This window comes from Streptomyces sp. NPDC040589, assembly GCF_055594445.1.
This window is the reverse complement of sequence record NZ_JBVIWP010000007.1, coordinates 260,075-274,922: the sequence shown is the minus strand read 5'-3', so window position 1 is coordinate 274,922 and position 14,848 is coordinate 260,075. Positions and strand designations below refer to the sequence as shown.

Here is a 14,848-nt window from a genome sequence, read left to right as displayed (position 1 = left end):
CCGCCCGCGGCGCGGGGAAGGCGGGTCGCGGGGCCGACGTGAGGAACAGGCGATGAACGACCGAGTTACTCCCGCGATGCACGCCCTGCCCGACGGCGAGGCGGAGCTCACGCTGGTGGTGCGGCTGCCCTGGGAGGACGTGGCCCGCCTCGGCCAGGAGGCCGGGCGGCTGGCGTCCCAGATGCGGCGGCCCGTGACGCTGGAGGAGGCGGTGAGCCATCGGTTGCGTTCGTCGCGGGCCGCCGCGCATGCGAAGCCGGCGGGGGAGCAGCCGCCGGCGGTGACGGCTTCGGCGTCGGTGTCGTCGTTGCCGTCCCGGCCGCCGGCGGAGCAGGCGCGGCAGGCGATCGATCGGATCAACGGGACTGCCGGGACCGCGTAGGGCTTCGCCGTAGGGGTGCGGGTGCGTCGCCGGGGCGGGCGCGCTGTGGTTGCTCGCGCAGTTCCCCGCGCCCCTTGAAAGAAGGGCATTGCCCCGCCGCCCCTATGAAGTCTCGCGGACCTTTGCCGCCGCCTTGCGGGCCGCTACCAGGATCGGGTCCCAGACGGGGGAGAAGGGCGGGGCGTAGCCGAGGTCCAGGGTCGTCATCTGTTCCGCCGTCATGCCCGCGGTGAGGGCGACCGCCGCGATGTCGACGCGTTTGCCCGCGCCCTCCCTGCCCACGATCTGGACGCCGAGGAGGCGGCCCGTGCGGTGTTCGGCGAGCATCTTGACCGTCATGGGGGAGGAGTCCGGGTAGTAGCCGGCGCGGCTGGTCGACTCGATGGTGACCGTCTCGAAGCGCAGGCCCACGCGGTGGGCGTCCTTCTCGCGCAGTCCCGTGCGCGCGATCTCCAGGTCGCAGACCTTGCTGACGGCCGTGCCGACCACGCCGGGGAAAGTGGCGTAGCCGCCGCCCGCGTTGGTGCCGATGACCTGGCCGTGCTTGTTGGCGTGGGTGCCGAGCGGGATGTGCCGTTCCTGGCCGGAGACCAGGTCGAGGACCTCGACGCAGTCGCCGCCGGCCCAGATGTTCTCGTAGCCGCGCACCCGCATCGAGCGGTCCGTGAGAAGACCCCGGTGCGTGCCGAGCGGGAGGCCGGCCGCATGCGCGAGCGTCGTCTCGGGGCGTACGCCGATGCCGAGCACGACGACGTCCGCCGGGAAGTCGCGGTCCTTCGTGGCCACCGCGTGTACCCGGCCGTCGTCACCCGTCAGGATCCCGGTGACCTCGGCGTCGTTCACCATCGTGATGCCCAGGCCCTCCATGGCCTCGTGCACCAGGCGGCCCATGTCGGGGTCGAGGGTCGACATGGGCTCGCTGCCGCGGTTGACGACCGTCACCTCGTAGCCGCGGTTGATGAGCGCCTCGGCCATCTCCACGCCGATGTACCCCGCCCCCACGACCACCGCACGACGGCCACGCGTGCGTGCCAGCGTGTCGAGCAGCGCCTGGCCGTCGTCCAGCGTCTGCACCCCGTGCACCCCGGGCGCGTCCACCCCGGGAAGGTCGGGCCGGATCGGCCGGGCGCCGGTCGCGATCACGAGCTTGTCGTACGACGTCCAGGACTCGGCGCCGGAGTCGACGTCACGCGCGCGTACCCGCTGCCCGTCGGGGTCGATCTCGGTGACCTCGGTGCGCAGCCGCAGATCGATGTCCCGCGCGCGGTGCTCCTCGGGAGTGCGGGCGATGAGCCGGTCACGGTCGGGGACGTCGCCGCCCACCCAGTAGGGGATGCCGCACGCCGAGTACGACGTGAAGGTGCCGCGCTCGAACGCCACGATCTCCAGCTCGTCGGGCTTGTTCAGCCGGCGTGCCTGTGACGCCGCGGACATCCCCGCGGCGTCACCGCCGATCACGACCAGTCGCTCCCGTGTACCCCGCGTACGGCTCATGCTCATGCGAGCACGCTACGGGAGCAGGGCATTTCAGCGTGATCTTGCGAGGAATCCCAGGGCTTCAGCCCTGGGAGGAATCGCATCCTGTAGCTGCGACGCGGAGCGTCGCGGTGGTGTCCTCGGCGGAGCCGGGGCGCTGATTCCGGCGCGGAGCGCCGTACGGCAGCGGGCCCAAAGGAGCTGGCCGATGAACCGGCATTGCAAATCGAACATCCGATGGGAATGGCCGTTCGGACTGCCGGTGGATCGGGTGCTCGATAGCCGAACATCCCTCGGGTGGGCGCGAGCCGGGTAGCGTCCGAGGCATGAAGCTGGTGGTGCAGGTGAAGCTGATGCCGCAGGCCCAGCAGGCCGCCGCGCTTCTCGCGACCCTGCGCACGGTCAACGAGGCCGCGAACTGGGTGTCGGCGGTGGCGTTCGAGCAGGGTGTGCCGCGCGAGTACGAGCTGCGCAGGCACACCTACGCGGAGTTGAAGTCGCGGGGCTTGGGGGCGCAGGCCGCCCAGCACACCATCAAGAAGGTCCGTGACGCCTACACGACACTCAAGGCCAACATCAAGGCCGGGAACCTCGGCAGGCCGGGCTCGAAGCGGCGCCAGAAGGCCGAGTCCAAGCCTGTCGCCTTTCGGCCCGAGGCGGCGCAGCCGTATGACGACCGGTGTTTGTCCTGGCAGTTGGACGCGTCTGATCGCCACGTGCGAGGTGCCCGAGGCTGAAGAGTACGAGCCCAGCCTCTTCATTGGCGTTGATCTGGGCATCGTCAACATCGCCACCACGTCCACCGGCTACCGGGCTGCCGGGCGTGGCCTGAACCGGCGCCGCACACGCGGACGTGACCTGCGCGCCAAGCTCCAGAAGAAGAACACCAAGTCCGCAAAAAGGCGGCTCAAGGCACGTGCCCGCACAGAGCAGCGGCATGTGAAGAACACCAACCATGTGATCGCGAAACGAATCGTGACCGAGGCTGAACGCACCTCGGCCGGAATCGCCCTGGAAGACCTGGGCGGCATCCGGCAGAGGGTACGGCTCCGCAAGCCCCAACGGGTCACGTGCTGGGAGTGCGGGCACGTCGACCAGAAGAACCGGGTCGACCAGGCTCTCTTTATCTGCCGGAACTGCGGGGTCGTTGCCCACGCGGACCGGAACGCTTCCCACAACATCGCCCAACGCGGCGCCGTGGTGTGGAGTGCGGGGCGTGAGTCACGCGTCCCTGCCACCCCGTAAAGGGGTGTCTGAACGGAGGAGTCCACCCGGCAGCCAGCTGGGCACTACCTCCAAGCCCCGTCCTTCAGGGCCGGGTCAAGTTGACTCCTGCTCGCCGGGCGTGCGCGGCTGGGCCGACTCCGGGGCCGGGCGGGCCGTCGGCAGCGGGCCCAGCGCGCTCATCGCGGGCGGCGCGGGCCGCGGGCGGCGCGAGAGGCGGGGGCGGACGACACGCAGCCACAGCAGCGTGATCAGGGCCGCCACCGCGGCGAACGGCAGGACCGCGCCGAGGGCCACCGCGAGCCAGCGCAGCATCGTCACGAACGCGTTCCAGCCGCCCGCGAGCGCGTCCACGAAGCCCGGGTCGTCGTCCTTCGCCTCCTTCTTCTTCACCGGGGTCTCGGACAGCGAGAGGGTGATGGTGGCCAGGCTCGTGCGGTCCTTCAGGGACGTCTGCCGGGCGAGCAGCGCCTCCAGATCGGCCTGGCGGGTGCTCAGCTCGCCCTCCAGGGTCACCACGTCGCTGAGCTTGGTGGCCTGGTCCATCAGCTCGCGGATCCGGGCCACGCTGGCGCGCTGCGACTTGATCCGGCTCTCCACGTCCACGACCTGATCGGTGACGTCCTCCGCCTTGGCGCTGCGGTCGAGGAGTTTTCCGGCGCCCTCCAGCTCGGCGAGGACCTCGTCGTACTTCTCGACGGGCACCCGCAGCACGACCCGGGTCCGCTCGTGGCCCCCCTCGTCCCGGGTGGTGGTCTCGTTGCCGACATAGCCGCCCGCGTTCTCGGTGCCGGTGCGGGCCTCGTCCAGGGCCTTCGGGACGTCCTTGACCCGCACGGTCAGCGAGGCCGTGCGGATGATGTGGCTCGCGGTGACCTTCGGCGGCGCGGTCGCCCGGGCTCCGTTTCCGGCGCCGCCGGGGGCGGCCTCCTGCGCGCCGGCCTTGTCGTCCGCCCGGGAGGCGGCGCCGTTGTCGGCGGCCGTGCTCCCGCCGGAGTCGTCGCCAGCGCCGCTGCATCCGGTGAGTGCGAGTGCCGCGGCCAGCAGGACGGCGGCCAGAGTCGGGGCGGGGTGGCGTGCGGGTCGTCGTGTGCGCATGTGGGCTTCCCCCCGGGGGGTTCGATTCCGCTGACGCTTCTTCGACGCCCGGGCGGCGCCGGACGTTTGGTCCGGGACGGTTCCGATGCGGTCACGGTCGGGACTCGTCCGGGACACCGGGGCACGGCGGCACTGTCAGCGGGGTCTGAGAGGCTGGATACATGCGCGAAGGTCAAGCCCGTGCGGGCACGGGACACGTCATCGTCATCGGGGCCGGCATCGCGGGCCTGGCCGCGGCACACCGGCTGCTGGAGCGCGGGGCGCGGGTGACCGTGCTGGAGGCCTCCGACCGGGTCGGAGGCAAGCTGCTGCCCGGCGAGATCGCGGGCGCGCGCGTGGACCTCGGCGCCGAGTCGATGCTGGCCCGCCGCCCCGAGGCGGTGGCGCTCGCGCGCGAGGTGGGCCTCACCGACCGCCTCCAGCCCCCGGCCACCGCCACGGCCTCGATCTGGACCCGGGGCGCGCTGCGCCCGATGCCCAAGGGGCATGTGATGGGCGTCCCCGGCACCGCCGCCGCCCTGTCCGGCCTGCTGTCCGACGAGGGCCTCGCCCGCATCGAGCGCGACGCCGAGCTGCCCCGCACCGAGGTCGGGGACGACGTGGCCGTCGGGGAGTACGTGGCGGAGCGCCTGGGCCGCGAGGTCGTCGACCGCCTGGTGGAACCCCTGCTGGGCGGCGTGTACGCGGGCGACGCGTACCGCATCTCGATGCGCTCGGCCGTCCCCCAGCTCTTCCAGGCCGCCCGTAGCCACACCTCCCTGACCGAGGGGGTCCGCGAGATCCAGGCGAAGGCCGCCGCGGCCCAGCAGACCGGCCCGGTGTTCATGGGCCTCCAGGGCGGAGTGGGCACCCTGCCCCTCGCGGTCGCCGAGTCGGTCCGGGCCCACGGCGGCGAGATCCTGACAGGGACGCCGGTGACGGAGCTGCGCCGCACCCCGGCGGACGGCGGGTGGCGGGTCGTCTCCGGTGTGCGCGTGTGGCACGCGGACGCGGTGGTCGTCGCCGTCCCCGCCCCGGCCGCCGCAGGCCTCCTGCGCACCGAGAGCCCCGGGGCCGCCGCCGAGCTCGGCGGCGTCGAGTACGCCTCCATGGCCCTGGTCACCCTCGCCTACCGCCGCGCCGAGGCGGTCCTGCCCGACGGCAGCGGCTTCCTGGTGCCGCCCGTCGACGGACGCACCATCAAGGCCTCCACCTTCGCCTCGCGGAAGTGGGGCTGGATCGCCGACGAGAACCCCGACCTGCTCCTCCTGCGCACCTCCGTCGGACGGTACGGCGAGACGGAGATCCTCGACCGCGACGACACCGAGCTCGTGGACGTCTCCCGGCACGACCTGAAGGCGGCGACGGGCCTGGACGCGACACCCGTCGAAACCCGCGTCACCCGCTGGGACGACGGCCTGCCCCAGTACCCGGTCGGCCACCACGCGCGCGTGGCCCGCGTCCGCGAGCACATCGCCGGACTGCCCGGGCTCGCCGTGTGCGGCGCCCCGTACGACGGCGTCGGCATCCCGGCGTGCATCGCGAGCGCCTACGCCGCCGTCGACCAGATCCAGGGTGACCTGCGGGGTGTGGAGGAGCTCACCGCCCACCCGGTGCAGAGCCTGCACGGCGGAGCAGGAGAATGAGGACATGAGCAACGACGCCTCCACCCCCGAGACCGGCAGGATCCCGAACAAGGGCAAGCTGGCCAAGGACCTCAACGAGGTCATCCGCTACACGCTCTGGTCCGTCTTCAAGCTGAAGGACGTGCTCCCCGAGGACCGCGCCGGGTACGCCGACGAGGTCCAGGAGCTGTTCGACCAGCTCGCCGCGAAGGACGTGACGATCCGCGGCACGTACGACGTCTCGGGCCTGCGAGCCGACGCCGACCTCATGATCTGGTGGCACGCGGAGACTAGCGACGCGCTGCAGGAGGCGTACAACCTCTTCCGCCGTACGAAGCTGGGCCGGGCGCTCACGCCGGTGTGGTCGAACATGGCGCTGCACCGCCCCGCCGAGTTCAACCGCTCGCACATCCCGGCGTTCCTCGCCGACGAGACGCCCCGCGACTACGTGAGCGTCTACCCCTTCGTGCGCTCCTACGACTGGTACCTGCTGCCCGACGAGGACCGCCGCCGCATGCTCGCCGACCACGGCAAGATGGCCCGCGGCTACCCGGACGTGCGCGCCAACACCGTCGCCTCGTTCTCCCTCGGCGACTACGAGTGGCTCCTCGCCTTCGAGGCCGACGAGCTGTACCGCATCGTCGACCTCATGCGTCACCTGCGCGCCTCCGAGGCCCGTATGCACGTCCGCGAGGAGGTCCCGTTCTTCACGGGCCGCCGCAAGGACGTCGCCGAACTGGTCGCCGGTCTGGCCTGATCAGCGGAGCCGTCGCTCGGCCCCGGGCTTCTCCGGGGCCCTCGACTGCGGCTCGGGTTCGGCGTGCGGTGCGCACTGCGCGTGCCGCCCCGGCAGCCGGCCCTCCAGCAGATACGCCTCCAGGTGGCCGTTGACGCAGGCGTTCGGACCGCCGGCCAGGCCGTGCGCGCCCGCGTTCCGCTCCGTCACCAGGACCGAGCCCGCGAGACGGCGACGGAGTTCCAGGGCGCCGTCGTACGGCGTGGCGGCGTCCCGCTCGGCGGCCAGGATCAGCGTCGGCGGGAGTTCGCCCGGCGAGGTGCCGACGTCGAGCGGCCGTTGCCGCGGCCCCCGCCAGTAGGCGCAGGGCAGGTTCGTCCACACGTTGTCCCAGGTCTCGAACGGCGCCGTCCGCGCGAGCCGGGTGTTGTCCCGGTCCCACACCCTCCAGTCCGTCGGCCAAGGGGCGTCGTTGCACTCGACGGCCAGGTACACCGCGTGGGTGTTCTCCGCCTCGGCGGCCGCTTCCGGATACCGGCTCGCCTGCTCGACCAGCGGCTTGGGATCGCCCTTGAGATACGCCGAGAGCGCGTGCGCGAGGAGCGGCCACTGGTCGTCGTAGTACCCGGCCTGCAGGAACGCCTCCTGCAACTGCCCCGGCCCGACCTTCCCGCCGGCCGGCTCGGCGGTCAGCCGCGCGTTCGCACGCTCGTAGCGACGCTGTACCTCCCGTGCGGTCCTGCCCAGCCCGTACACGCCGTCGTGCCGGGCGATCCACCTCCGGAAGTCCCGCCAGCGGCCCTCGAACGCCGCCGACTGGGCGAGGTTGTTGCGGTACCAGATCTCCGCCGGGTCGGGGTCGACCACCGAGTCGAACACCATCCGCCGTACGTGCGCGGGGAACAGCGTCGCGTACAGGGCCCCGAGGTAGGTGCCATACGACGAGCCCAGGAACGTCAGCCGCGGCTCGCCGAGCGCGGCGCGCAGTACGTCCAGGTCGCGGGCGTTGTTCAGCGAGTGGTAGTGCCGCAGCGTGCCGCCGGCCCGCTCGGCGCAGCCGCGCGCGTACGCCTTCGCCTGCGCGATGCGTTCCTTCTTGAACGCCGCCGAGGGGTGCGTCTGCGCCTGTGTGGGCGCCTTGAAGAACTGCGCGGGGTCCTGGCAGGACAGCGGCGCGGAACGGCCGACGCCGCGCGGGGCGTAGCCGATGAGGTCGTAGGCGGCCGCGAGCCGCTTCCACTCGGGGAGCAGTCCGACGATCGGGAAGTACAGGCCGGTGGCGCCGGGCCCGCCGGGGTTGTAGACCAGGGCGCCCTGCCGGCGGACCTTGCGCTTGCTGTTGTGCGGGTCCTTCCGCGTGGCCGGGGTCCGGCTGACGGCCAGTCGGATCTGCCGTCCGTTCGGCCGGGCGTAGTCCAGCGGGACGGTCACCGTGCCGCACCGCATGCCGCCCGGCAGGTCCTGCGCGTCGTCGCACGGGCCGAACCGGACACCGGCCGCCTTCGCGCGCGCGGCGGCCACCGCGGTGCCGTGCGGCTCGGGCGCAGCGGACCGGCCCTCGATGCCCGGGGCCGCGGTCAGGGTGCTCAACAGCAAGGACCCCGCTGCCGAGTAGAGGAGGGCGGCTCTCATCGCGTTTCCCTTCGGTGCACGGTGGCGACAAAAGGGATGTTTGGTGCGGTGATTGAGGAAGGCAAGCACCGTACGCCGGTGTCGGCGTCAATGCTCCCGTGCGCCCCCGGCCCGTCAGTCGTGTGCCTCGCGGTGCGCGAAGGCGGCGCGCAGGTCCGGTTCTCCGATCGCGCGGACCCCGCGTACGGCCACGGAGGTGAGGTACGTACGGTCGTCGGCGGCGCCGTCCGCGTTCCGGGCCAGTGCGCCGAGCAGCCGCTGACCCGCCGGGGAGGCCCAGCGCGAGTACGGGTGGATCTCGACCCGCGCGACGGCGAGGCAGCTCAGGGTCAGGGTGAGCGGCAGCGCGAACCACAGGGCGACCAGGTGACGCGGCATGTCCGGCGGGGCGGGCGTCAGCAGCGCGGCGACGCCGAGCCCGAGCACGGCGACCGCCGCGGCGCGCACCTGCCGGACCCCCGACGCGACCGTCGTACGGGCGCTGTCGGGTACCGCGAGGCCCGCGCGCACCAGCCCGTCGGCGATCCCGCGCACCGCCTCCGCCGTGGCGGCGGTGGCCCGCACCGGTGCGATCCGGGACTGACCCTCGAGGCCGATGGCCCCTATCACCGACCGCTCCATCGCGTCCCGCCCGCGCGGATCGACGACGGTCGCCCAGCCGGTGTGGGCCAGCAGCAGGCGCCGCTGACGCGCCATGGCGACGAGGGTCACGTCGGCGACCCGCCGGGGGCCGCCGGAGAGGAACGCGGCCTCGTACAGGGTGAGTTCATGGACCTGGCCGGTGTCCGTGTCGCCGGCCGCGGCGCGCACGGCGGCCAGGCACAGCCGGGTGCACGCCGTGCCCGCAACGACCCAGGCCGCCAGCAGGAAAAAAGCCCAGAGCATATGTTGTTTGTATGTGACACGGTCCCGAAAACACCATGCCTCGTTCGCAATTCGGATGGAGTGTTGTCGGTATGTGACGTTCCGTTTCACTGCCCCGGTGGCGGGCGGAAGGCGGGCGGCGGGAGTGTCTGGGGCGGAGCCGAGGTCGGAGCGGGGAGTGAGGGAGTGCTGCCGGTTGCCATGTCGCGGGCCACGGTGTCGTAGTCGACGTCGCCCGTCGCCTCCAGGGCCTTGATGTGGTCGAGGACCGTCGTGGTGGCGTCGTCGGCGAGGGCGCGCACCAGGGAGTTGCGGGTGCTCGCGCGGACCTGGGCGACGACCGGGAACACCTGGCCCTGGGACAGCCGCAGGACGGTGGCGAACTGCCGGTCGTACTCCGCGCCCCGCTCCTCGTCCAGGGTGGCCAGCCACTGCTTCTGCTGGTCGCCGGGCGCGTCCGGCAGGGTGAGGTTCAGCTGGGCGGCGGCACCGCGGACCCGCTCGTCCAGGAACCGGTGCCCCTCGACGAGACGCCGGCCGGCCGTCCGCACGGCCGGGGTGGTCCCCTTCGTCCGCGCCTGCCGCCCCGCGGCCGGCTCCCACAGCCCGGCCAGCCGGATCTTGACGAGGAAGTCCTGGTCGAGGGCGGAGAGCGGGCCGTAGCTCGTCCGCAGCGTCTGCACGCGCGGCACGTCCGGCGCCGTCCCCGGCCGGCCGGTGTACGGCCAGAGCGAGAAGACAAGCGCGGCGAGCGTCGCCGTGAGGCACGTGACGATGAGCCCCGTGCCGCTGACGATGCCTCGGTCCTTGACGGGGGGTCGGGGTCGCATGGTGGTGCCTCCTGGTACGGCACCGCACGCTAGTGCGCTTCGGGTGCGGAATCGCCATGGTGCGGCGGGGTCTACGCCAACCGCCGTACACGGGCGAATGGTTGCATCGGGGGCAGGGCGGGGCGATGGGGGGAGGTGCGTCGAGGGGCCAATCTGTGTAAACGGGTCCATACCGACCCGTGGGTCCCGGCGGAGGCGACCCGGGTGTTAGTCCCGGCACACTCGGGCGCGCACGCGCGGACCCGGGCGACTAGCCCACCCGGGTCCTCTGGGCCGCCCGGACGCCGTCGCGGCGGTGTGCCCCGTGGCCGCCGACCTCCCGATGGGCCATGTTGCTGACCGTCGAGCCGATCGGCACCGGCCGGATGCGAAGGAGGCCCCGCGGTGGGTGAGCTGTACATCGACGGCGAGTGGACACAGGCCACGGCCGGTGGACGGCGGGAGGTGGTCAACCCCTACGACGCCTCGGTCGTCACCACCGTCGACGAGGCCGACGCCGGCGACGTGGACCGCGCCGTACGTGCCGCCCGGCGCGCCTTCGCCGAGGAGGACTGGGCGAACGCCCCCTCCCGCCGCCGCGCCGACCTGCTGATGCGCGTCCACGACCTGCTGCTGCGCGACCGGGAGGACATCGCCCGCACCGAGACGCTCGACACCGGGAAGACGCTGACCGAGGCCCGTATCGACGTGGAGGACGTGGCCAACGCCTTCCGCTACTTCGCCGAACTCGCGGGCAAGGACGGCGGCCGGGTCGTGGACGTCGGCCCGGACGTCCTCAGCCGTGTCGTCTACCAGCCGATCGGCGTGTGCGCGCTCATCGCCCCCTGGAACTACCCGCTGCTCCAGGCCTCCTGGAAGGTGGCCCCGGCGCTGGCCGCGGGCAACACCTTCGTCCTCAAGCCCAGCGAGATCACACCGCTCACCACGATCGCCATGATCCGGCTCATCGAGGAGGCCGGCGCCCCGCCCGGCGTCGCCAACCTGGTGCTGGGCTCCGGGGCGAGGGTCGGCGCGGCCCTGACCAGCCACCCCGACGTCGACATGGTGTCCTTCACCGGCGGCCTCAACACCGGACGGTCCATCATGGCCAGCGCCGCCGAGGGGCCGAGGAACATCGCCCTGGAACTGGGCGGCAAGAACCCCAACATCGTCTTCGCGGACGCCGACTTCGACGCCGCCGTGGACTACGCGCTCGACGCCGCCTTCCTGCACTCCGGGCAGGTCTGCTCGGCCGGTTCGCGCCTGCTGGTCGAGGACTCGCTGCACGACCGGTTCGTCGAGGCCTACGCCGACCGCGCGCGGGCGATCCGGCTCGGCAGCGGCCTGGAGGAGGGCACCGAGAGCGGCCCGCTCAGCTCCGCCGAGCACCGCGAGAAGGTCGAGGGCTACATCGCCATCGGCCGGGAGGAGGGCGCCCGGCTCGTCACCGGCGGCACCCGCCCCGACGACCCCGCCCTGAGCCGCGGCTTCTTCCTGCTGCCGACGATCTTCGCCGACTGCGACCGGTCCATGCGCATCGTCCAGGAGGAGGTCTTCGGCCCGGTGGTCACGGTCGAGCGCTTCCGCACCGAGGACGAGGCCGTGGAACTCGCCAACGACACCCGCTACGGCCTGGCCGGCGGCGTGTGGACCTCCGACGCGAGCCGCGCCCAGCGCGTCGCGCAGCGGCTGCGGCACGGCACCGTGTGGATCAACGACTTCCACCCCTATGTGCCGCAGGCCGAGTGGGGCGGCTTCGGCCGCTCCGGCGTCGGGCGCGAACTCGGCCCCACCGGGCTGCGCGAGTACCAGGAGGCCAAGCACATCTACCAGAACCTCGCCCCCGCCCCCTCCGGCTGGTTCAAGGGCTGACCTTCCGGCAGCACAGCGCCCGACCGTGGCGCGACGACCACCGAAGACCGGCCGCACGCCCGCCCGTGGCGCGAAGGCCACCGAAGAAAGGCACCGCATGGCCCCCACCACCGCGCACGGCGCCGAGTCCGCCTACGACTACGTCATCGTCGGCGGCGGCACCGCCGGCTGCGTGCTCGCCGCCCGTCTGAGCGAGGACCCCGACTGCCGCGTCTGCGTCATCGAGGGCGGCCCCAGCGATGTCGGCGACGAGCGCATCCTGCGCCTGCGCAACTGGATCAACCTGCTCGGCTCGGAGTACGACTACGGCTACACCACGGTCGAACAGCCGCGCGGCAACTCCCACATCCTGCACTCACGGGCCCGCGTGCTCGGCGGCTGCTCCTCCCACAACACGCTGATCAGCTTCCTGCCGCTGCCGCAGGACCTCGACGACTGGGTGGCCCGGGGCTGCCCCGGCTGGGACCCGGCCACGATCCTCCCCTACCGGGACCGGCTGCGCACACAGATCGTCCCGGTGGCCGAGGCCGACCGCAATCCCATCGCCAAGGACTTCGTCACCGCGGCCACCCGCGCCCTCGGCGTCCCCGTCGTCGACGACTTCAACGCCGAACCCTTCGCGGACGGCGCCGGCTTCTTCTCGCTGGCCTACGAGCCGGAGGGCAATCTGCGCTCCTCCGCGTCCGTCGCCTACCTCCACCCGGTCATGGACCGGCCCAACCTCACGCTCCTCCTGGAGACCTGGGCGCACCGGCTGCTCACCGACGACGCGGGGCGGCTGACCCGGGTCGCCGTCCGCGGCGCCGACGGGCAACCCGCCACCGTGCGCGCCGAACGCGAACTCCTGCTGTGCGCCGGTGCCATCGACACCCCGCGCCTGCTGATGCTCTCCGGCATCGGCCCGGCCGACGACCTGCGCAAGCTGGGCATCGACGTACGGGCCGACCTGCCCGGCGTCGGCGAGAACCTGCTGGACCACCCCGAGTCCGTGATCGTCTGGGAGACCGACGGCCCGCTGCCGCCCAACTCCGCGATGGACTCCGACGCCGGACTGTTCCTGCGTCGCGACAAGAGCGGGCCGCGCCCCGACCTGATGTTCCACTTCTACCAGGTGCCGTTCACCGTCAACACCGAACGCCTGGGCTACCCCGTGCCGCAGCACGGGGTGTGCATGACGCCGAACGTGCCGCGTGCCCGGTCCACCGGCCGCATGTGGCTGCGCAGCGCCGACCCCGCCGAGCACCCCGCCCTGGACTTCCGGTACTTCACCGACCCGGAGGGCCACGACGAGCGCACCATCGTGGACGGTCTGAGGATCGCCCGCGAGGTCGCCGCCACCGCCCCGCTGCGCGACTGGCTCGTCCGGGAGGTCGCGCCCGGCCCGGACGTCGTCTCCGACGCCGACCTGTCGGAGTACGGCCGCCGCGTGGCACACACCGTCTACCACCCCGCGGGCACCTGCCGCATGGGCGCCCCGGACGATCCGCTGGCCGTCTGCGACCCCGAGTTGAGACTGCGCGGCTTCGAGGGCGTGCGGATCGTCGACGCGTCGATCTTCCCGACCATGCCCACGATCAACCCCATGGTGACCGTCCTGCTCACCGCCGAACGCGCCGCAGACCTGATCGGCGGCCGCACGCCGGCCGCGGAACGGAGGGCCGGACAGTGACCGCCGCACAGCCTCCCGCACCGGCCGCCGGCACCCCGGGAGGGGAGCCCGGCTCGGAGTTCCGCAAGGACATGAGCCCCTGGGCCAACTTCGCCCTCGGCTTCACCTACCTCTCCCCGGTGGTGGGCACCTACACCCTCTTCGGCATCGCGATCGCCGACGGCGGACCGCCGATGATCTGGGCGTTCCTGGTCGCCGGCTGCGGCCAGTTCCTCGTCGCGCTGATCTTCGGCGAGATCGTCGCCCAGTACCCGATCGCGGGCGGTGTCTACCCCTGGGCGCGGCGGCTGTGGGGCAAGCGCTGGGCGTGGATGACCGGCTGGGTGTACATGTGGGCACTGCTGGTGACCATCACCTCCGTCGCCTACGGAGCCGGCCCCTACATCGCCATCCTCTTCGGCTTCAGAGCCACCGTGCACACCACCGTGCTGTGCACCGCCGTGCTCATCGTCGTCGCCATCCTCATCAACTACATGGGCACCAAGGCACTGTCGACGGCGGCGCTCATCGGTTTCGCCGGCGAGCTCATCGGCGCCCTCGTCGTCGGCGTCTACCTGCTGGCCACCCACCGTCACCAGAGCCTCGACGTCATCTTCGACAGCTACGGCACCGGGGGAGACGGCTCCTACCTGCCGGCGTTCCTGGCAGCCGCCATCATCGGCCTCTACCAGTACTACGGCTTCGAGGCGTGCGGCGACACCGCCGAGGAGGTCGCCCACCCGGGCCGGGTCATCCCCCGCGCGATGCGCCGCACCATCTACATCGGCGGCGCGGCGGCCACGTTCACCTGTATGTCGCTGCTGCTGTCGGTCACGGACTTCAACGCGATCATCTCGGGCGAGCAGGCCGACCCGGTGGTGGACGTGCTGTACGACGCCATGGGCGAGACCGGGGCCAGGCTGGTGATGGCCGTGGTGCTGATCTCCTTCCTGTCCTGCACGATCAGCCTCCAGGCCGCGGCCGGGCGGCTCATCTACTCCTACGCCCGGGACGAGATGATCGTCGGGTACCGGCTGCTGAGGCGGTTCGTCCACGCCCGTGCGGTGCCGAGCTGGGCGCTGTTCGTGTCCGCGGCGGTGCCGCTGGCCATCGCCTTCGCGTCGCTGCTCTCCGAGGACGCCCTCACCAACATCGTCTCGTTCGCGATCCTCGGCATCTACGGCTCGTTCCAGATGGTGGTCCTGGCCGCGCTGCGCGCCCGGCTCAAGGGCTGGAAACCGGCGGGGGAGTTCACCCTGGGCCGCTGGGGCCTCACGGTGAACATCGCCGCGCTGGCCTACGGCATCCTCGCCATCATCAACATCTGCTGGGCCCGCACCCCGGAGAAGTCCTGGTGGGAGAACTGGATCGTCCTGCTGTGCGGCGGTGTGGTGCTGGGGACGGGCCTGCTCTACATGTTCACGACGCACCACTACGGCCGGGGCGAGGCTCCGGCGGGCGACGCGGTACCGGAGAAGCAGCTCTAAGAGGCAGGGGGATCCA

11 protein-coding genes and 1 pseudogene are annotated in these 14,848 nt (G+C 72.3%); 7 read left to right on the top strand and 5 right to left on the bottom strand.

The window, feature by feature from the left end; genetic code table 11:
* The first annotated feature begins 52 nt into the window (after positions 1-52).
* Positions 53-382 carry a hypothetical protein gene (locus ACZ58V_RS29370; RefSeq protein WP_184589326.1) on the top strand — a complete coding sequence of 110 codons (330 nt, stop codon included), beginning with the start codon at positions 53-55 and terminating at the stop codon, positions 380-382.
* 102 nt (positions 383-484) lie between these two features.
* On the opposite strand, the gene ACZ58V_RS29365 is transcribed toward ACZ58V_RS29370, so the two are convergent.
* On the bottom strand, positions 485-1,882 hold the full coding sequence (locus ACZ58V_RS29365) for an FAD-dependent oxidoreductase (RefSeq protein WP_468192072.1): 1,398 nt from the start codon (positions 1,880-1,882) through the stop codon (positions 485-487).
* A 302-nt stretch (positions 1,883-2,184) separates the two neighbouring features.
* Here ACZ58V_RS29365 and ACZ58V_RS29360 point away from each other — a divergent pair.
* Positions 2,185-3,103: pseudogene (locus tag ACZ58V_RS29360) on the top strand (zinc ribbon domain-containing protein).
* A 75-nt stretch (positions 3,104-3,178) separates the two neighbouring features.
* On the opposite strand, the gene ACZ58V_RS29355 reads toward ACZ58V_RS29360, so the two are convergent.
* Positions 3,179-4,180 carry a DUF4349 domain-containing protein gene (locus ACZ58V_RS29355; protein ID WP_471293613.1) on the bottom strand — a complete coding sequence of 334 codons (1,002 nt, stop codon included), beginning with the start codon at positions 4,178-4,180 and terminating at the stop codon, positions 3,179-3,181.
* A gap of 161 nt (positions 4,181-4,341) precedes the next feature.
* Here ACZ58V_RS29355 and hemG point away from each other — a divergent pair, with 161 nt between their 5' ends.
* Together hemG and hemQ are read left to right on the top strand one after the other, a co-directional pair.
* A complete protein-coding gene (hemG, locus tag ACZ58V_RS29350) occupies positions 4,342-5,805 on the top strand; it encodes a protoporphyrinogen oxidase (RefSeq protein WP_471293611.1) in 1,464 nt (487 codons plus the stop codon).
* 4 nt (positions 5,806-5,809) lie between these two features.
* Positions 5,810-6,541: a hydrogen peroxide-dependent heme synthase gene (gene hemQ, locus ACZ58V_RS29345; RefSeq protein ID WP_471293608.1), complete on the top strand. Its 732-nt coding sequence runs from the start codon at positions 5,810-5,812 to the stop codon at positions 6,539-6,541.
* Here hemQ and ACZ58V_RS29340 read toward each other — a convergent pair whose 3' ends face one another.
* The 3 genes from ACZ58V_RS29340 to ACZ58V_RS29330 form a co-directional block, all read right to left on the bottom strand.
* Positions 6,542-8,152 (bottom strand): alpha/beta hydrolase, encoded by a 1,611-nt coding sequence (locus tag ACZ58V_RS29340; protein ID WP_471293605.1) that lies wholly within the window; start codon positions 8,150-8,152, stop codon positions 6,542-6,544.
* A 114-nt stretch (positions 8,153-8,266) separates the two neighbouring features.
* Positions 8,267-9,037: a TIGR04222 domain-containing membrane protein gene (locus ACZ58V_RS29335; protein ID WP_471293602.1), complete on the bottom strand. Its 771-nt coding sequence runs from the start codon at positions 9,035-9,037 to the stop codon at positions 8,267-8,269.
* Between the two features lie 86 nt (positions 9,038-9,123).
* On the bottom strand, positions 9,124-9,846 hold the full coding sequence (locus ACZ58V_RS29330) for a DUF4142 domain-containing protein (RefSeq protein ID WP_468192061.1): 723 nt from the start codon (positions 9,844-9,846) through the stop codon (positions 9,124-9,126).
* A 384-nt stretch (positions 9,847-10,230) separates the two neighbouring features.
* Here ACZ58V_RS29330 and ACZ58V_RS29325 point away from each other — a divergent pair, with 384 nt between their 5' ends.
* The 3 genes from ACZ58V_RS29325 to ACZ58V_RS29315 all read left to right on the top strand — a co-directional run bounded on the left by ACZ58V_RS29325 (position 10,231) and on the right by ACZ58V_RS29315 (position 14,832).
* Positions 10,231-11,697: an aldehyde dehydrogenase family protein gene (locus tag ACZ58V_RS29325; protein WP_468192060.1), complete on the top strand. Its 1,467-nt coding sequence runs from the start codon at positions 10,231-10,233 to the stop codon at positions 11,695-11,697.
* A 97-nt stretch (positions 11,698-11,794) separates the two neighbouring features.
* Positions 11,795-13,366: a GMC family oxidoreductase gene (locus tag ACZ58V_RS29320; RefSeq protein ID WP_468192058.1), complete on the top strand. Its 1,572-nt coding sequence runs from the start codon at positions 11,795-11,797 to the stop codon at positions 13,364-13,366.
* A complete protein-coding gene (locus ACZ58V_RS29315) occupies positions 13,363-14,832 on the top strand; it encodes an APC family permease (RefSeq protein WP_468192056.1) in 1,470 nt (489 codons plus the stop codon). Before ACZ58V_RS29320 ends, ACZ58V_RS29315 begins: the two co-directional genes overlap by 4 nt.
* Positions 14,833-14,848 lie beyond the last annotated feature (16 nt).

Excerpts from the sequence above, each read along its gene's own strand:
- ACZ58V_RS29340 (WP_471293605.1), bottom strand. The coding sequence starts at position 8,152 with ATGAGAGCCGCCCTCCTCTACTCGGCAGCGGGGTCCTTGCTGTTGAGC.
- ACZ58V_RS29330 (WP_468192061.1), bottom strand. The coding sequence starts at position 9,846 with ATGCGACCCCGACCCCCCGTCAAGGACCGAGGCATCGTCAGCGGCACG.
- ACZ58V_RS29320 (WP_468192058.1), top strand. The coding sequence starts at position 11,795 with ATGGCCCCCACCACCGCGCACGGCGCCGAGTCCGCCTACGACTACGTC.
- hemQ (WP_471293608.1), top strand. The coding sequence starts at position 5,810 with ATGAGCAACGACGCCTCCACCCCCGAGACCGGCAGGATCCCGAACAAG.
- ACZ58V_RS29335 (WP_471293602.1), bottom strand. The coding sequence starts at position 9,037 with ATGCTCTGGGCTTTTTTCCTGCTGGCGGCCTGGGTCGTTGCGGGCACG.
- hemG (WP_471293611.1), top strand. The coding sequence starts at position 4,342 with ATGCGCGAAGGTCAAGCCCGTGCGGGCACGGGACACGTCATCGTCATC.
- ACZ58V_RS29370 (WP_184589326.1), top strand. The coding sequence starts at position 53 with ATGAACGACCGAGTTACTCCCGCGATGCACGCCCTGCCCGACGGCGAG.
- ACZ58V_RS29365 (WP_468192072.1), bottom strand. The coding sequence starts at position 1,882 with ATGAGCATGAGCCGTACGCGGGGTACACGGGAGCGACTGGTCGTGATC.
- ACZ58V_RS29355 (WP_471293613.1), bottom strand. The coding sequence starts at position 4,180 with ATGCGCACACGACGACCCGCACGCCACCCCGCCCCGACTCTGGCCGCC.